The 15,975-nt window shown below is 46.0% G+C and carries 18 protein-coding genes and 2 tRNA genes; 9 read left to right on the top strand and 11 right to left on the bottom strand.

What is annotated here, in order from left to right; genetic code table 11:
- The first annotated feature begins 165 nt into the window (after positions 1-165).
- The 3 genes from PAV_RS11275 to PAV_RS11265 are packed head-to-tail and all read left to right on the top strand — an operon-like array spanning position 166 to position 4,538.
- Positions 166-1,968, top strand: coding sequence for a DEAD/DEAH box helicase (locus PAV_RS11275; RefSeq protein ID WP_085981361.1), 1,803 nt, complete (start codon positions 166-168; stop codon positions 1,966-1,968).
- A gap of 23 nt (positions 1,969-1,991) precedes the next feature.
- The gene (locus PAV_RS11270) at positions 1,992-3,131 is read left to right on the top strand and encodes a YqhG family protein (protein WP_005546168.1); all 1,140 of its coding nucleotides are present in this window, start codon (positions 1,992-1,994) and stop codon (positions 3,129-3,131) included.
- A gap of 57 nt (positions 3,132-3,188) precedes the next feature.
- Positions 3,189-4,538: a hypothetical protein gene (locus PAV_RS11265; protein WP_005546166.1), complete on the top strand. Its 1,350-nt coding sequence runs from the start codon at positions 3,189-3,191 to the stop codon at positions 4,536-4,538.
- A 72-nt stretch (positions 4,539-4,610) separates the two neighbouring features.
- On the opposite strand, the gene PAV_RS11260 is transcribed toward PAV_RS11265, so the two are convergent.
- On the bottom strand, positions 4,611-4,919 hold the full coding sequence (locus PAV_RS11260; protein ID WP_005546164.1) for a YqzE family protein: 309 nt from the start codon (positions 4,917-4,919) through the stop codon (positions 4,611-4,613).
- A gap of 186 nt (positions 4,920-5,105) precedes the next feature.
- Between PAV_RS11260 and PAV_RS37220 the strand changes: the two genes are divergently transcribed.
- Positions 5,106-5,510 carry an N-acetylmuramoyl-L-alanine amidase gene (locus PAV_RS37220; protein ID WP_005546161.1) on the top strand — a complete coding sequence of 135 codons (405 nt, stop codon included), beginning with the start codon at positions 5,106-5,108 and terminating at the stop codon, positions 5,508-5,510.
- Complete coding sequence (locus PAV_RS33330) at positions 5,449-5,916, top strand: N-acetylmuramoyl-L-alanine amidase (protein WP_005546160.1); 468 nt, start codon at positions 5,449-5,451, stop codon at positions 5,914-5,916. Before PAV_RS37220 ends, PAV_RS33330 begins: the two co-directional genes overlap by 62 nt.
- A gap of 317 nt (positions 5,917-6,233) precedes the next feature.
- Here PAV_RS33330 and PAV_RS11250 read toward each other — a convergent pair whose 3' ends face one another.
- Positions 6,234-6,641 carry a hypothetical protein gene (locus PAV_RS11250; protein ID WP_005546157.1) on the bottom strand — a complete coding sequence of 136 codons (408 nt, stop codon included), beginning with the start codon at positions 6,639-6,641 and terminating at the stop codon, positions 6,234-6,236.
- A 710-nt stretch (positions 6,642-7,351) separates the two neighbouring features.
- On the opposite strand from PAV_RS11250, the gene PAV_RS11245 reads away from it, so the two are divergent.
- Positions 7,352-7,588: a DUF6953 family protein gene (locus tag PAV_RS11245; RefSeq protein WP_005546156.1), complete on the top strand. Its 237-nt coding sequence runs from the start codon at positions 7,352-7,354 to the stop codon at positions 7,586-7,588.
- 64 nt (positions 7,589-7,652) lie between these two features.
- On the opposite strand, the gene PAV_RS11240 is transcribed toward PAV_RS11245, so the two are convergent.
- Entirely contained in the window at positions 7,653-8,684 is a 1,032-nt protein-coding gene (locus PAV_RS11240) for a hypothetical protein (RefSeq protein WP_372515393.1), read from the bottom strand.
- Between the two features lie 264 nt (positions 8,685-8,948).
- On the opposite strand from PAV_RS11240, the gene PAV_RS11235 reads away from it, so the two are divergent.
- On the top strand, positions 8,949-9,983 hold the full coding sequence (locus PAV_RS11235; protein WP_005546152.1) for a PLL family lectin: 1,035 nt from the start codon (positions 8,949-8,951) through the stop codon (positions 9,981-9,983).
- A gap of 259 nt (positions 9,984-10,242) precedes the next feature.
- Here the strand turns inward: PAV_RS11235 and PAV_RS36095 are convergent, their stop codons facing one another.
- The 3 genes from PAV_RS36095 to PAV_RS36870 all read right to left on the bottom strand — a co-directional run bounded on the left by PAV_RS36095 (position 10,243) and on the right by PAV_RS36870 (position 11,988).
- The gene (locus tag PAV_RS36095) at positions 10,243-10,530 is read right to left on the bottom strand and encodes an amidase family protein (RefSeq protein WP_238555806.1); all 288 of its coding nucleotides are present in this window, start codon (positions 10,528-10,530) and stop codon (positions 10,243-10,245) included.
- Positions 10,506-11,690 carry an amidase gene (locus PAV_RS11230; protein ID WP_238555805.1) on the bottom strand — a complete coding sequence of 395 codons (1,185 nt, stop codon included), beginning with the start codon at positions 11,688-11,690 and terminating at the stop codon, positions 10,506-10,508. The genes PAV_RS36095 and PAV_RS11230 overlap by 25 nt, the downstream gene beginning before the upstream one ends.
- 175 nt (positions 11,691-11,865) lie before the next feature.
- Positions 11,866-11,988: a hypothetical protein gene (locus PAV_RS36870; protein WP_262866562.1), complete on the bottom strand. Its 123-nt coding sequence runs from the start codon at positions 11,986-11,988 to the stop codon at positions 11,866-11,868.
- A 183-nt stretch (positions 11,989-12,171) separates the two neighbouring features.
- On the opposite strand from PAV_RS36870, the gene PAV_RS37860 reads away from it, so the two are divergent.
- Entirely contained in the window at positions 12,172-13,032 is an 861-nt protein-coding gene (locus PAV_RS37860; RefSeq protein WP_005546150.1) for an EamA family transporter, read from the top strand.
- 178 nt (positions 13,033-13,210) lie between these two features.
- Here the strand turns inward: PAV_RS37860 and PAV_RS11220 are convergent.
- The 4 genes from PAV_RS11220 to PAV_RS11205 form a co-directional block, all read right to left on the bottom strand.
- A tRNA-Leu gene (locus PAV_RS11220) sits at positions 13,211-13,297 on the bottom strand.
- Between the two features lie 197 nt (positions 13,298-13,494).
- A tRNA-Leu gene (locus PAV_RS11215) sits at positions 13,495-13,581 on the bottom strand.
- A 187-nt stretch (positions 13,582-13,768) separates the two neighbouring features.
- Positions 13,769-13,984, bottom strand: coding sequence for a hypothetical protein (locus PAV_RS11210; protein WP_005546148.1), 216 nt, complete (start codon positions 13,982-13,984; stop codon positions 13,769-13,771).
- A 78-nt stretch (positions 13,985-14,062) separates the two neighbouring features.
- Positions 14,063-14,389: a hypothetical protein gene (locus tag PAV_RS11205; protein WP_005546146.1), complete on the bottom strand. Its 327-nt coding sequence runs from the start codon at positions 14,387-14,389 to the stop codon at positions 14,063-14,065.
- A gap of 261 nt (positions 14,390-14,650) precedes the next feature.
- Between PAV_RS11205 and PAV_RS11200 the strand changes: the two genes are divergently transcribed.
- Entirely contained in the window at positions 14,651-15,298 is a 648-nt protein-coding gene (locus tag PAV_RS11200; protein ID WP_005546144.1) for a hypothetical protein, read from the top strand.
- A 48-nt stretch (positions 15,299-15,346) separates the two neighbouring features.
- Here PAV_RS11200 and PAV_RS11195 read toward each other — a convergent pair whose 3' ends face one another.
- The gene (locus PAV_RS11195; RefSeq protein ID WP_005546143.1) at positions 15,347-15,961 is read right to left on the bottom strand and encodes a DedA family protein; all 615 of its coding nucleotides are present in this window, start codon (positions 15,959-15,961) and stop codon (positions 15,347-15,349) included.
- Positions 15,962-15,975: the final 14 nt, after the last annotated feature.

The raw sequence follows: 15,975 nt of genomic DNA, 5'->3' as shown, positions 1-15,975 counted from the left end.
TGCAGTTATGAAATGAGGAGAAAGCGTCCATACTACTCGGTAATGATATGATTTGCTTTAGTTAGGGAGGGAGACAACATGTGTGCGTATCAGCCGCCAAAGGAAGAGCCTCGCAAGCCGAACGACACTTTGACAACAGTAGCATGCCCCGGAAACGGAGCTTCTATGGGTACAGCAGGCAATGATGGTGCAGTGCACCTGTCTTCACCGAAAACTAGTGTTACAGCAATTGGTCGTATACCCGTTAGGATTGATCATGGATGGACAGATGAGCTTCTTGGCCGAATAAACAAAAATAGCCCTTGGGATGACTGGACCATGTTCCGACTTGCATATGAGGCCAAACAAGCACAGCGGATTCGCGCATTCGACGAGCTGCAATGCCTAAGTCATATATCGAATGTCGATCCATTACCACACCAGCTAGAAACAGCCCGCAAAGTGCTGCACGATATGCGTGGAAGAGCGATATTGGCCGACGAGGTTGGTCTTGGAAAGACAATCGAAGCTGGTCTTGTTCTCAAGGAATATATGATTCGAGGACTTGTGAAGCGAGCACTCATTCTAGTGCCCGCCTCTCTTGTGCTGCAATGGGTTCGTGAGCTGAACCACAAGTTCGGCATTCCTGCGATCGCACAAAAGAAAGGATATCAGTGGCACAGCGATATTGTAGTCGCCTCCATGGATACCGCTAAACGCGACCCTCATAAGGAAGTTCTTATGGAGCAGGAATATGACATGCTTATCGTTGACGAAGCCCATAAACTGAAAAATCGCAAAACAACCAACTACCAATTCATTCAGCATTTGCGCAAAAAATATTGTCTGTTGCTCACAGCAACACCTGTGCAAAATGATATGAACGAGCTGTACAACCTAATTAATCTATTGAAGCCCGGTCAGCTTGGCGGTCAAGGTGAATTCAGCACGAACTTCGTCGCTGACAAGCGTGTGCCGAAAAATGAAGGCATGCTGCAAGAAGCGCTGTCCAAGGTAATGGTGCGCAATCGCAGGGGAGAAGGCAATGTGCATTTTACGAAGCGCATTGTCAAAAACGTCCCGCTTACCCTATCACCAGAAGAACAAGCACTCTATGATGGCGTCACACGATTTGTAAAGGAGCAATATAAAACAAGCAGCGGCGATGCAGGCAGCATGTTCTCGCTGATTACCTTACAGCGTGAAGTATGCTCCAGCCGGGATGCTGTATTTTTAACATTGGTGAACTTATCGAAAAAACTCGCTGAGGATTCTCCGATTCGCAATTACATTTGGGATCTTGTTGATCTCATTAAGGGGATTCAGGCGAATACCAAGGCTGAGACTGCGATGAACATTATTCGTGACGTCAATGAAAAGGTTATTGTATTTACAGAATACAGAGCCACTCAGGAATATTTGCTGCAATACTTCCGTAATGCAGGGCTAGTAGCAGTTCCATACAGCGGTGGAATGAATCGGGGCAAAAAGGATTGGATGATGGATCTGTTCCGTGGACGCGCCCAGGTAATGATCGCAACAGAGGCTGGAGGCGAAGGAATCAACCTTCAATTCTGTCATCACATGATTAATTTCGATTTGCCATGGAATCCGATGCGTGTAGAGCAGCGAATTGGTCGTGTGCATCGGCTAGGACAAAACAATGATGTGAAAATATATAATTTATCCACAACAGGTACGATTGAGGAATATATTTTGAACCTTCTGCATGAAAAAATCAATATGTTCGAGATGGTTATCGGCAGTCTGGACATGATTCTGGAGCGCTTTGAGAAGCAGGATTCGTTCGAGAAAAGCCTATCTCGAATTTTGCTGGAAGCGGATTCGGAGGAACATATACGCAGTGAAGTTGAGCGGCTCGGCAATTCATTGAATGCCATTCGCGAGGAAATCAATATGGAAGAAGATACACAGGGCGCTGCGCTGCACCAGCTCCTGCAAGGAATGAGTGCTGAAGTAGAAGGCTAACGACAAGGAAAGGAGGCTGCAAAATGAATACGGAGCAAATTCGCAAATATGTGCTCGATTATTTGGAGGCAACAGAATGCCACATCATGGAGCTCTCTCCTGCAAGTGTAACGGTAAAGCTCTCAGAGCGAGCAGATCGCAAGCTGACGAATCGCCCCTATTATTGGGGCTTCGTTGATCGTACTGGGGCGGAACCCGACACGATGCGCTTCACCTTCGTATTCGATCCATCTGCAATGCCTCCTGATCCGCCTCGCGGCCCATATGCGCCACCGCCAGCAGGAGTTGTACCCGCCGCAGGAGTTGCACCTGCCCCGCCAGCGGCAACAGTAAATGCTCCACAGATGGGGTCAGATGCCAATCCAAATGCCGGCGATTCTATTCTGGGCCGCTACTTCGGCGTAGCCCCTGCCTTCACAGGCGGTGGGGGAGGAATTGGACGAATTCCGCGCGAAGATGTCACCTTTGGCAGTCGGCGTTTGTCTAGCATTATGCAAGCAGCTCATGAAGAGGGTCGCTTCATTAGCTTATTCGCAGATCATGCAGGCAATCAAACCGCTGTTCGCTCACCACGGGGCACTAAACGTTCAACCGCTTATGAACCGTGGCTTCTGATGAACCTTAATGTGGAATTCGCCTGTGATTTGAAGCGAGAAGAGATTCACTCTTACGGCATTTCACTAGTATCTGGCCGCATTCGTAGCGATTTCATGGAGCAGTTACTCTCCATATCCTTGTCTCCTAAGCTTCCGTCTAACGTGCATGTCGCACCATGGTCTTTATCGATTGAGCAAGCTCGTGAGGCTGTTGAACAGCAGCTCATCAAACTCATTTCGACCTATGACCATACATGGGCGGTGGAAGCAGCCGAACGCTTGAATGAGGAACTGGTGCGATTGCAATCCTACTATGAGCCACAGCTTCAGCAATCCGGCGCTCAATCCGAAATAGATTCCGGCACATCTGCAAATAAAAAGCGGCAAGAAACGATACAGGCTGCTTCAAACCCAGAATCTGAAGATAGCAGCCAGCGCTCGAAGCAAGAGGTAATCAAGCAGCAGTATGACATGAGATGTCAAGAGATACGCTGGCAGTTCGAACCACGAATTGCCGTACATTTGCTAAATGCAGGCTTGATTCATCTTCCTTCGACAATGGCATAAGCCATTCAATCATGAACGACAAGGAACCGCCACATTACGGCAAAAATAGAACGAACGATGGACAAGCTCCTAAACAATGGAACGACACCATTTTTAAAGCTTGTCCCTTACAATAAAGGATATCAACCAACAGCAAGCGATACAGACAGCGTGAAACAACGGAAATTAGAGGTGAATCAGATGAATAATGAACCTTGGTGGACGAAAATGGCTTATATCGCCGCTTCCGCTGCACTGACTTCTATTGTAGCCGGTAGTGTTACCATCGGCATCTTGCTTGCATCCAGTTCTACGAAGCCGCTTCTAGGCAGTGCTACAGAGACCATCGTGAGTGAAGCTCACGCTCCGCATTTATATAAAAATGCCTCCACAGAAATAGTAGAAGCTCAGTTGCTCTCACCTGCAGCAAAAATGAACATTTCCCTACAAACGGTGTCATTTACTGCCCTACCGACCGAGAACCAGAGTAAGCAGATCGATGATTCTGTTTGTTACTATCTGAACCAGCTTGCAAAGGAAGCCCCCTTCCAGCAATGGGCACATGCAGAAACGGAACGCTTCCCTCTTGGCCCTGGCATGCATGGATGGTTTATTCGAGTCATGGACAAGCAGAAGCAGATCGGCTATATGATTTTACAATCCGATGAAGAAGGACGGATTCATCTGGCTGAATACGGGCTCGGGGAGCAGCAGCCCTTCGATGAGTCAACCTTAAAGCAGGCACTAAGCTCTAAACAGCAGTTGAATACGAATAAGAAAGGGCTTACGAAAAGCCCTCGTGTGACTAGCATTTATCCGTATCAGTTAGCGCCCCTGCTTACGGTATGGAGGGTAGAATGGGACAATCATTCAGTGGATTGGCTTGATGCACAAAGCGGGGAGTGGCTGCCTCTTCCCAAAAACTACGCACCGGCCCCCTCAGTGAAGGATATCAACAACATCTCTTCATTACAAAGCCAAGCACCTGTTAATAAGTCAGATCGTTTGGGAAGCGGCGATGAACTTTATTCGTTTAGGCTTCTTTCATCGAACAGCTCCTCATCGCAAACCTATCGCGAAACAGCTTCTTCGAGCAATTATATCGCACCATTCAATCCGTATGAGAATCTGAAATGGATCATAAAATCTGCACCGGTTCAGACAGATCTCCCCCTAAATTATGAGGAGCAGAACTGGGTTTACGTACAGCGGATGAACAGCGGTCTTGTAAACCTGCCCTTTTCCTATATCGGGATTCAAAAATGGCTTCCGGCAGTTGCACAGGACGATAGTCCGAACTCATCAAGCAGCAATCACCCCCGCCCAGACAATGTATATGTAATCGTTGGCTCTCAGGACATGAAATCAATGCGCTGGCTCCCTTCTTCAGCTGCATTGCAGGCTGGTTCATTTATTCCGCAATCTTAAAGAAGAAACAGGATACGCTCATTCTTGAGCAGCAAATTAGGCACGTCTTCCAAAGACGTGCCTAATTGCTTGTTAAGGCTGAGAAGGAGTACTGGAGCCGGATGAAGGAGAGCTTGAAGATGATTTAACATGCTTGCGCAGCAAACGGAGCAATTTTAACTCACCTGCTTTTTTGAGCAAAGGTTTACTTGCATTTCCCCATTTACCGGCCCACATTTTAACCCCGAACGGCACCATTCCGAACCATTTTGTTTGCCACGGTTCTTTCACGCGATTTTTTCGCTCCAATTGACGCTCTCGACGCGCTTCGACTGGTGTATCCATATATGTAACAACGCGCTGCGTGATGTATTTAATCAAATCTTCTCCCTTAGCTGCCATAACGGTTCACATTCCTCTCGTCGTTGTATCTAGGCTGCTTCGCCCCGTTATTCCTAGGATACCCACATATAAGCCGCACCAACCCATGATTCTAATGAATTGCCAGGAATGAGGTTGACCATTGCGGTGCACGATAAAGATGGAATGTATTACGTTGACCAATTGACAGAAAGAAGGGCTTGATTCATGCTACAACAACCTTCAAGTGCAACCAGATTGCGCCGAATGGTCGCTGGCATTACAGCCATTTTCATCGGGTGTACCGTTTACCTAGGGAATGTGCAAGCCGAGGATGCTGCAGCTGCCTGTGGACAAGCCTCATCTCATGAATCGGTCTTGAATGTAATTCCGGAACCCTATCTCATTTCTATTTCCTCCAATTCATTGCCTATGGATTCCGTTCCAAGCCTACCCTTTACTAAGCTTGTCTTAATTGATGCAGGTCACGGAGGAATTGATGGCGGAACAAGTCATGGCGATATATTGGAGAAGGACATCAACCTAGCTATCGCTCAAAAAACTGTACCTCATGCTGAAATCAAAGGGGATTCCGGTTATTGTCAACCGAACAGGAGATTACGCACTGAGTGATGATAATCGTTGGTCCGCGACCCGATCCAGGCATCGTAAAGATCTTGCTCAGCGACGACAGCTTAGCCAAGAGTTGTCGGTTTCAATGTTCATCAGCATTCATGTTAATTGGAGTAAAAACAAAGCTAATCGCGGTCCGATTGTGCTGCATCAGAACGAAGGAAGAAGCCGGATGCTTGCTTGGTTCATACAGCAATCGCTTAATCCAGTCTTTCGATCGAATAAGCACCCCGAGCTTGGCCCGACCTACTACTTGCTCAAACGAGTCGAGCAGCCAGCCGTCATTGTGGAAGCAGGATTTATTAGCAATGATCGAGATCGCCGCATGCTAACGGAAACACGTACACAGACATTGATCGCTTCCCGGATCTGCGATGCAATCGTACACTATCAGACCATGTTCTGACATAGGAAGCGCTCATTTCATCTTTCTAACGGAAGCAGGGAGATGATGGGCGCTGATTTTTTATAAGCTGAACTTTGTTAATAATAAATGTAGGGAAGTTTTCAGTGGAGAATTGCCGCGTATACTTTAATAAGTTAATTGGATAAAGTGAGGAGGAATAAAATAAACCTCTTAAGTTTCGATTCTTAAGAGGCTGTTAACGTTCCGAAATCATATGCTCACCCAATCGTTTAAAATGAAATGCTAGATGGACGAAAACTGTCCGTGAGATGACAGTCGATCATTCAATCCTTCTTCGCATCGTACACAACCCAACATTACGCTGTGCGCTGTTGTACAAAGTTCATAATGACATAACCTTCAACTACACGATATTGAATCGCGCCGCATTTCTCCATTACCTGCAAGGCTGCAGTAAGAGCATCAATTGCTTCCGAGATGATACCAGGCTCAATACCACGTTGATTGTTCATATAGCGTGTGTTCAAAGCATCGCGATGCACAGCATCCAGCTTCGAGCAAGCAGCATGGAAAATCATTTCTTGTTCCTTCGCACGTGTAATCGCATGACGCAATTTATCTTGTTCACGGCGTACACCCGCCATGTTCATCTTCATGTCTTGAACATAAGACATCCGATAAGACAATCGACGCTCATTCAACGCACGGCTTGCACGGTAGTCACTCAAGTGGTTCAACCAATTGTTCACTAGTATTGTATTCATTTGTCATACCTCCAACTTCTTAAGAAAAAACCTCCTAGCTCTATTTTCGATGAGTCAGGCTTCTTAAAATTTCTTTCTTTCATTTATTTAAACGCATTACAACATGTTCAAACATCATTCCAACAATTGTGATAGATTACCTTACATCAAATAAGCATGCGAAATGATCAGCAATACTATCAAAGGCAACAGTAAAAACAACATCAAAATTACAACCAATAGGGAAAAAGCCGACTGTGAGTAACGAATTCACGGGAAGACACGGATTGGTAATTGGACGGTGAAATGACGGATGAGGGATTATCTTGCGCTATTAAATAATTATTATACACTCGATAATCAATCATGTCAACACTTTTTATGAAATTTAGATCAATTCCTATCCCATACTCCTTTATCATAGCCAAAATTGAAGATCATTCAAGTTAATTAATTGTATACAACCGGGACAATCCACAATCAAATCAATACCTAACGAATAAGATATAGTAATGGTAATGGATTCTCACCGTCATACATATTATATTTTATTGCTGTAAAGCAACTACGCACTTAAGCGAATAAGCGTTAAATGACAAAAGATTTTCACATTTACATGGCAGGATCGGGTACTTTCTTGTAGTAATATATAAATACGGGAGCAGCCAGAGGACGAAAATACCGGAAACTGACAGCCGTGAATACGCAATTTATGAAGGGAGCAAGTGAAGATGAACGAACAACACGTTGCACTGTGGTTGTACAACAAAATTAAAAGAGACATCGTCGTTAATTTGGCTGATGCTGTTCAAAGCATTGAAGAGAAATTTGGTAATCGCTACACTTACGCCATTGATCACGGCAACAAAGCAGTCACCAAAACAGTTGCTATGGAATTCGGGAAATTGAACAAAGACAAGAAAATTGAATGGATTCCTGCAGAATATAAATGGGTTTTTAAAAACTAAGCATCATTCATTCATAGAAAATGACGAGCCGCTGGCCATTAAGCCAAGCGGCTCTTTTGTATAATCATTCCGACGACACTCCAATTCTTGACAATAGAACCTCCGCTTGGGCATATCCAGCAGGCATACTTAGATATATGCCATAATCATAGTAGGAAGCATCATAGCTTTGAACCGATTTTATCGTTCCATCAGCCTTTACTCCCTTAATGCCTAAGATATGCGCATTCTTCTTGTTCCAGGTTGAATTCGGATAGAATACGTCAGCCGCATGATCTTGATTTAAATTGACGGTAATGGCTTGAGTGAGCGGGACATCATATCCGTGGACTTTCGCGTTCCCGCTGCTCGTTATTTGTACAAGATACTCCCAATTTTCGATCTGGGCAGATCTCCCTCCAGGCAATTTCATAACGACCACTTCTGCTTTGTCCATGTCCGCCTTGTTGGAATTCGAGTTGAACGAGCCATCAGCCTTATCATTGTAGTTGATTGGTGCTGCCAATCCATAGAAAAAAGCGCTCTGTTCCCCGATATCTTTGTTCCACAATCCATGTTGAACATTCCAGCAGGTTCCGTTGTAAGCAAACACATAGTCCTGAACGGGACGTTGCGGGACGTTGCTTCCACCGCTGAATTTGCCTAGTGAAAGCCTGCTGAGCGGAGATATGCCTGAACCGTCAATTTCAATGCCCGATCCTCCGATCGTTACTCCTCCATAAGAGTCACACATAAAAAGATTGTTCCACCCTAGCATAATTCCGAACTCACGCCAGCTTCCATCCGGCTGTAACGCTCCGATATCTTCTCCGGTTTGGTCACGCGCCGGATCCCCTACACTGTATGCCTTTTTCCCGTTAGCCTTCCATAAATTCATTCCCTGATTATCCAAATCTCCGATGTTCTCTTCACCCGGGTACGTGCCGCAAGCCTGCATTTGCCAACCAAAGCTGAAATTGTCGATATTGATCCGCTTAAATCGCTTGGCGGTCTCATCGTATCGCGCGTTGATAAGCAGCCACAACTCGTGCACTTCGACACCGTTGCGAATCGTATGGATCGTTGCTGTATTAAAAAATGGATCGTTCAATCGCATCCCCTCCTATACCATAATATCGATCAAAACAGACGATGTTACGGATGCCGGATTTAAAGAATACTGAAGCAGGGATGTAGATGTACTATTGGGTAAAAAGCCATTTTGATTCGTATTATAGACGCGGCATAGGAGTGTGATGCAACCTTAAACAAAATGGTTTATCCTTTTTGTTGGACATAATACCTCGTGATATTCACCTACATAGTATGCAGTAAGTTATACGCTATAATATAATGTTCTGAAAATTGGAGGGATTAAACAGTGAGACAATTAGCTCCACCACCATTTCAAATTAATCCATATGACGAAGTGGCTCCACAAGGTCAATTTCGTGACTTATTGACAATTGACAACATCTCTAATAATAGAAGCATCACAGCAGTATCGAGGATCCCGAACAGCATGGAAGTGTGGTGGATTGGCAGAAACGGCTCCATACAAGGTGCTTTTTGGTATGAAGGAAGCCAGTGGCAACGATATGAGTTAGCTCCGGCAGGCAGTGCCGCTCGGAACGGGAGTATTATCGCTTTATCGAGGATCCCAAACAGTATGGAAGTATGGTGGATTGGGGCAAACGGTTCTGTGCAAGGCGCATTTTGGTATGAAGGATCGCAGTGGCAAAGGTATGAATTAGCTCCGGCAGGCAGCGCTTCCACTGTTGGGAGTATCACGGCGGTATCGAGAATTCCTAATAGTATGGAAGTATGGTGGATTGGGCCAAACGGTTCTGTGCAGAGCGCGTTTTGGTATGAAGGATCGCAGTGGCAAAGGTATGAATTAGCTCCGGCAGGCAGCGCTTCCACTGTTGGGAGTATCACGGCGGTATCGAGAATTCCTAATAGTATGGAAGTATGGTGGATTGGGCCAAACGGCTCCGTGCGAGGTGCATTTTGGTATGAAGGATCACAATGGCAAAGATATGAACTAGCCCCAGCAGGCAGCGCTTCTCCATTTGGAAGTATCACATCCGTATCGAGGATTCCAACCAGTATGGAAGTATGGTGGTTAGGACTAAACGGCTCCGTTCAAGGTGCATTTTGGTATGAAGGATCACAATGGCAAAGATATGAACTAGCCCCAATGGGCAGTTCCGCAATTAACGGAAGTATTACAGCTGTATCGAGAATTCCTAACAGTATGGAATTATGGTGGTTGGGAGGGAACCGTTCAATACAAGGTGCTTATTGGTATGAAGGTGGACAATGGCAAAGGTATGAATTAGCGCAGCGGGTGGATTTACGATCAATGGGAGTATACCCTTATCCAGTGTACCAACCTTCATGGAATTATGGTTGATTAGACGTATAGAAGTGGAGAGGAGCTGTCTTTGAGACAACTCCTCAGGTGTAGAGAAACCCTGTCCTACTTGATAGGTCACAGGCTTTCTCTGTTTTTAGCCATACTGTATGTAAGAAAGAGTGAGGGATTTCCCCAGGTTGAATCATGTCTGCACGTCTTTTTTTCCAGTCAGGGAGCAGCAAGAAACAAGAAACCTAGGTCCGCTTTTTAACAAGTCGACCTAGGTTTCTGTTCGTATGTTCGGGAATGACATCTCTTATTGGGTGTTTGCTGCATGAATGACGGGACGCTTATGACTCCATGGCCGGACGGATTCCATTTGAGCGGCAAGCCTCAGCAATCCGGCTTCGTCGGCGAAACGACCGGCAAACTGCATTCCAATCGGCAGGCCGTCCGCGCTCCAACCGAGCGGCAGCGAAATAGCAGGCTGACCCGTCGTATTAAAGAGACTTGTGAACGGAGCGTGAGTAAACATCTGTTCCGTCCAGCCTTTTATATCGATTTCCTGATTGTTCGCATTCAACAGACCCAGCGGAAACGGCAAAGACGCGATCGTTGGGGAAAGCAGCACATCATACTGTTCAAAAAACGGCCTACAGAGCGGGATGCTTGCGCACTGATATCCAAGGCAGTCAGCAGATCATTGGCGGACAGAGCAGCGCCGCACTGGTACGTTTTCAGGATGGTTGCTTCCAGGTTATGTTCTGACGGTACCCGATTCAGCACCTTAGCAAGCCGTTCAATGCCATGATAAGTATTAGCCGCCCAAATGTTCATCGTCGCCATGAACAATGGCTCGTAATCCAACTCTGGCTGAGCCTCCACTAATTCATGCCCGAGCTCTTCACATAAGCTGACGGTTTCATGCAAGACACGCAAACATTCTGCATCAACAGCCGTGCCCGAATAAGGATTGCCCGTCCAAGCAATGCGCAGCCGCCCAGGAGCTGAAGAGACTTCTGCCAAGAAGGGACGACTCGGCCGCTCTGCCCAGGCATATGCTCCTGGGTCTGGCCCCGATACTGCATCCAGCAGCGCAGCCGCATCGCGCACGGTCTTGGTTACGGCAAACTGAACGCCAAATCCGCTCAGCGACTCTCCGTTGTCAGGCCCATTTGGCGTTCGTCCGCGTGTCGGCTTCAAGCCGACCAGTCCGCAGCAAGAGGCAGGAATACGAATAGAACCTCCACCGTCATTGGCATGGGCTACGGGCACAATCCCTGCCGCTACAGCTGCCGCCGAGCCGCCGCTTGAGCCTCCTGGACTCCTCTCCGGATCCCAAGGGTTTCTCGTCGGTCCATACAGAACTGCTTCTGTTGTTGCGTTGAAGCCAAATTCCGGCGCTGTGGCAGATCCCAGCGTCACGAGTCCCGCCTGACGGAACCGTTTCATCAACTCGGAATCGTACGGGTAAATCATTCCTTCCCCCAACCGGCTGCCGTTGTTGAGAGGCACTCCTGCGGCATGCAGTGTTGAATCCTTAATCAAAAATGGAACACCTGCAAACGGTCCATTCGGTAAAGCAGACATGCTCTCCTTTTCTGCTGACTCCTGCATCGAAACGGCCATCACATTTAGCCTAGGATTCAACAGCCGGATAGCTTCGCTAGCTAACGCAGTCAGTTCCTGTGGCGTAACCTCGCCGCGCTTGACCAGCTCGGCTAGCCCCAGACCGTCATAACTCGCATATTCGGATAACTTCATGGTACTCACCTCTTTCTTCGTTATGCGCTTTATCTTAAGAGAAGGTGCTTTCTTGAGATCAAGCATGCAATTATTCTTAATTCCCCCAAAATCAGGAGCCCCCAATTTCAGTTTATTATTATATAAAGGAAAATATAGAATCTTTCTACATGAAAATTCCTGATGCAATAGATAATCACCCCTTGATACGGGATGCAACCCAGGCTTCAATCAACAAGACGCCAAAATAAGAAGAGATTTGATCAAAGCCCGCTTCTTCAACAATTTCGGTACTTGTGTCGCTCTCCTTCTTTTTCACCGTCAGTCCCCATTTTGTTGTTTTTGTGCGATGTCGGATTCCTTAATTTTCACACCTAACATCCCTGCCTCCCCTTCCCAATTCCGCACACTTCCACTATAATGATTATCATTATCAATGATAGGGGGGGGGATTCAAAAGGACCCAATACATAGCGTTATAAATGTTTGGAGGATTTTATACATGTGGATTATTTATGCTTTTGGCGCAGCACTGTTTGCAGGATTAACATCTATTCTTGCTAAAATCGGAATTCAAAATACAGATTCCAATCTGGCTACCGCCCTTAGAACCGGGATTGTGGTCATTTTCGCATGGGTGATTGTATTTGCAGGAAACTTGCATCATGCTCTGTTTGACATCAGCTCGAAATCTCTTTTCTACCTCATTTTATCTGGGCTGACAACTGGCGCCTCTTGGATTTTCTATTTCCGAGCGCTTCAATTAGGTAATGTGAATGTTGTCGTTCCCATTGATAAATCAAGCACCATTATTACGATGCTGCTTGCAATCATCTTACTGGGAGAACCCGTCACGCTCTTAAAAATCATCTGTATGACGTTGATCGGGATTGGAACGTATATGATGATACAAAAACAAGACGCAGCACAATCCGCAGACAGCAGCATGAAGTGGATTTGGTACGCAGGACTCTCTGCTTTTTTCGCAGCAATCACAGCAATTTTAGGAAAAGTGGGCATAGAGGGGGTTGATTCTAATTTAGGTACTGCCATACGAACGATTGTCGTGCTGATTATGGCTTGGCTGATTGTATTCATGACAAGAAAACAGGGCGACATCAAAAAAATCGACAAAAAGAGTTGGATTTTTATTACATTATCTGGTTTAGCTACCGGTATGTCCTGGCTGCTCTACTTCAAGGCCTTGCAAGAAGGACAGGCGAGCATCGTAGTGCCTATCGATAAATTGAGCATACTTGTGACGATTATTTTCGCTTATATCGTATTTAAGGAAAAATTATCATTGAAAGCTTTTATAGGTCTTATCTTGCTTATTAGTGGAACTCTATTGCTGTTGCTGTAACTGTTTTCTATCCTCCTATTTCGATAGAAGCGGCAATGCACAAAATTGTACATATAGACTCCGGAGAGGCTTAACCGGAGTCTTCGCTATAAGAATATCTTTAAGTCTATAAAAAATCTTGAAACAAAAAAGGTTCCTATTCTGCTGAAAACAGAATAGGAACCTGTAATTGAAAAGGTGGTGCGGTCAAGAGGACTCGAACCTCCACGTCATTGCTGACACTAGAACCTGAATCTAGCGCGTCTGCCAATTCCGCCATGACCGCATATCATAATATGTAACTACCAAATCCGTTAATTTGGAATCAGTAATCATTACTATACACGGTCAATCCAATTGTGTCAAGCGTAGGTAAAGTGGAAAATAAAAACACCCAGTCTGTCGAGAAGCTCGACGACTAGGCGCTTCCATTTGCATAAAATAAAAAAGCCTCATAAAAATGAGGATTCGTTGATGAAAGTATGGTGCGGTCGAGAGGACTCGAACCTCCACGATATTGCTACCACTAGAACCTGAATCTAGCGCGTCTGCCAATTCCGCCACGACCGCATATTTAATTGCTTCCATTGAATCGCCAAACTGTTTTCCCAGCGACAAGAAATATAATATCATGGCACCAAGGCAAACGTCAAGGCTTTTTAAAATTTTTTTGAAATCTTGTTTTCCCGCCTAAGCTGCATGGCAGTTGGCAGGTTTCCCCTCCCCGCTGCCCATGCAGTATGTAATATAATCCGGTTCAAACTTCAGGGACGATACGCGGCTCATTAGCCGACTGAATCGCATAGGCACGGCTCAGCTTCACCACACGCCGATTCCGCTTGCGAATCATAACGGATTCATCATCCCAGGCTACCACGTAACCTCTGACGTCGTTGATTTCCAGCATGTCCCGAACGACTCTAACCAGGGTTCCTTCCTGCCGGTAGCTGTCAAGCACAGCTTCTTCCATCATGAAAACTTACACCTCCGATATGTACAACATGCAAGGCCTGCCATCGTCAGCAGGCCCTGCACACACTTATTCTCCATCTCAATAGCCCACATGTTCCTTCGTATCGTTCGTTTCGAACCAGTAGTCAAGCACCTTAGCAGACATTACACGCTTGTTAATATACGCAACCTGTTGTGCCGTAAACTTTCCTGTCCAGCCAACCTGCAGCTGATCGCACAGCTTCACGATCGTCAGCAGTTCTGACCAAGCGACATACCGTTTGTACCAGAAAAATTGAGGGTGTTCAATCATGTACGGGTACAAATCATCAAACTCCGTGTGTTTACAATCAAGTGCCCGTTCAAAATGGTTTTTAGCTTCCGTCACTTTTTCTTCCAAAAAGCGAGCTGTTGGTTCATCCACCATATGCGTCGCCCCCTCTCACCATCTTATACTTTATTATATGCCAAAGAGGTGAATGGAGAAAAGGAGAACAATTCTTTCAATTCGTTGCAACTAAATGGGGTTTTGAAGCGTCTAACTATTATATAAGGGTTATTATGGCTTGATCCATATTATTTACAGTTGATATCTAGTTCATAACGCCCAAATTGGCAAATGATTCATATTCCGACAATAGGGTAATATGTTCTAGGCCCGCCGCGTGGCGGTTAAGGAGGATTTACGATGCAGCGATCTACTTGGCAACGCAGTATTACGGTTGTACTGGCCGCAGTCATGATGACTTGGCTGCTTCAAGGATGTTCATCCCAGAAGCACAATGTCTCCCCAATTGAAACGGATACGCCTTATTCGCATCAGAAAGATACCCGTGTGAATTCTGGTGATCGTAAACCTGAAGGGAAGCAAAATGAAAAAACCGTAATTGCATCTCCTAAGAACCAATCAGCTAATCATAGTGATTCTACATATATTGAGCATGAATTTGACCGAACCCGCCCTCAATTGAAGGGCATCGCGCTCACTTCCAACGATGATGAAATAAAGGAGGTGTGGGGTGAGCCTTCTGATCACTATGTCATGGATGATATCGATCCGATTGATGTGTATCAGTATGATGGCTTCTCATTTGGCTGCAAGCAGGATGGGAGCGTCGTCTTTATCGAAGTATCGGGTGAGGATACCTCGACAGGCATTCAAGGCTTAACGATCGGCGACAATGATGATACTGCCTCGAAAGTGCTCGGTCGTCCTGATCATGATACCGATTATGTGTGGAGCTATGAATTGAACAACTGCTTGCTGCGGCTCGATATGGATCCAAAAACAAACAAAATTCAGGCAGTAAAGCTATTCTCCCATCAGCGCGCATAAGTAATCACTGAATGATACAAATAAGAAACGCCTTGATTCCGCTTGGAGTCAAGGCGTTCTTTTCGTCCGCAACCGATAGCGGATTACAAAGTATACTATTGTACCACCCACCGCGAGTACCGCGATTCCACCGAATAGTATTGGATTCCCCTTTGAGTGAAGCCAGCGCACTGCCTCACGCCAATGGTTTCCGACGATATGGCCGAGCGTCAGGAAAGTGGTCACCCACACAAGAGCACCCGATCCAGCCGCAAAAAGATAGGTTGTCCACCTCATCCTGGACATACCGGCAAAATAACAAGTCAAATGACGCAGCCCTGGCACAAAATAACCAAAAACGATGCTCCAACCGCCGTATTTCTGAAACCATTCTTCTGTTCGCTCAATCCGCTGCGGCGTCAGCTTTAATTTCTTTCCGTATCGATCCAGCAAAGGCTTGCCCACCTTGCGTCCGACCATATAACTGATGAACATCCCTGTCATGCTCCCTGCTAAACAGACAGCAAAAGCAGGTATGTATTGGAATGGACCATTAACCGTTAAGCTGCCTACAAAAACCATCAGCGTTTCATCTGGTACAGGGATGCCGATGATGCCGAGCGCCAATAACATAAATAAGGCGATGTATCCGTAATGAGACAGCGCCCACATGACTGTATGCACCGTTAGCCCCCTCC

The sequence above is a fragment of the Paenibacillus alvei DSM 29 genome, assembly GCF_000293805.1.
Taxonomy (GTDB): domain Bacteria; phylum Bacillota; class Bacilli; order Paenibacillales; family Paenibacillaceae; genus Paenibacillus_B; species Paenibacillus_B alvei.
The sequence above is the reverse complement of the archived record's forward strand: the minus strand, read 5'-3'. Positions and strand labels throughout refer to the sequence as shown.

Bases quoted from the DNA above. Each gene is read 5' to 3' on its own strand.
- PAV_RS11275 (WP_085981361.1), top strand. From the start codon at position 166: ATGGGTACAGCAGGCAATGATGGTGCAGTGCACCTGTCTTCACCGAAA.
- PAV_RS11270 (WP_005546168.1), top strand. From the start codon at position 1,992: ATGAATACGGAGCAAATTCGCAAATATGTGCTCGATTATTTGGAGGCA.
- PAV_RS11265 (WP_005546166.1), top strand. From the start codon at position 3,189: ATGGACAAGCTCCTAAACAATGGAACGACACCATTTTTAAAGCTTGTC.
- PAV_RS11260 (WP_005546164.1), bottom strand. From the start codon at position 4,919: ATGGCAGCTAAGGGAGAAGATTTGATTAAATACATCACGCAGCGCGTT.
- PAV_RS37220 (WP_005546161.1), top strand. From the start codon at position 5,106: ATGCTACAACAACCTTCAAGTGCAACCAGATTGCGCCGAATGGTCGCT.
- PAV_RS33330 (WP_005546160.1), top strand. From the start codon at position 5,449: ATGCTGAAATCAAAGGGGATTCCGGTTATTGTCAACCGAACAGGAGAT.
- PAV_RS11250 (WP_005546157.1), bottom strand. From the start codon at position 6,641: ATGAATACAATACTAGTGAACAATTGGTTGAACCACTTGAGTGACTAC.
- PAV_RS11245 (WP_005546156.1), top strand. From the start codon at position 7,352: ATGAACGAACAACACGTTGCACTGTGGTTGTACAACAAAATTAAAAGA.
- PAV_RS11240 (WP_372515393.1), bottom strand. From the start codon at position 8,684: ATGCGATTGAACGATCCATTTTTTAATACAGCAACGATCCATACGATT.
- PAV_RS11230 (WP_238555805.1), bottom strand. From the start codon at position 11,690: ATGAAGTTATCCGAATATGCGAGTTATGACGGTCTGGGGCTAGCCGAG.
- PAV_RS37860 (WP_005546150.1), top strand. From the start codon at position 12,172: ATGTGGATTATTTATGCTTTTGGCGCAGCACTGTTTGCAGGATTAACA.
- PAV_RS11210 (WP_005546148.1), bottom strand. From the start codon at position 13,984: ATGATGGAAGAAGCTGTGCTTGACAGCTACCGGCAGGAAGGAACCCTG.
- PAV_RS11205 (WP_005546146.1), bottom strand. From the start codon at position 14,389: ATGGTGGATGAACCAACAGCTCGCTTTTTGGAAGAAAAAGTGACGGAA.
- PAV_RS11200 (WP_005546144.1), top strand. From the start codon at position 14,651: ATGCAGCGATCTACTTGGCAACGCAGTATTACGGTTGTACTGGCCGCA.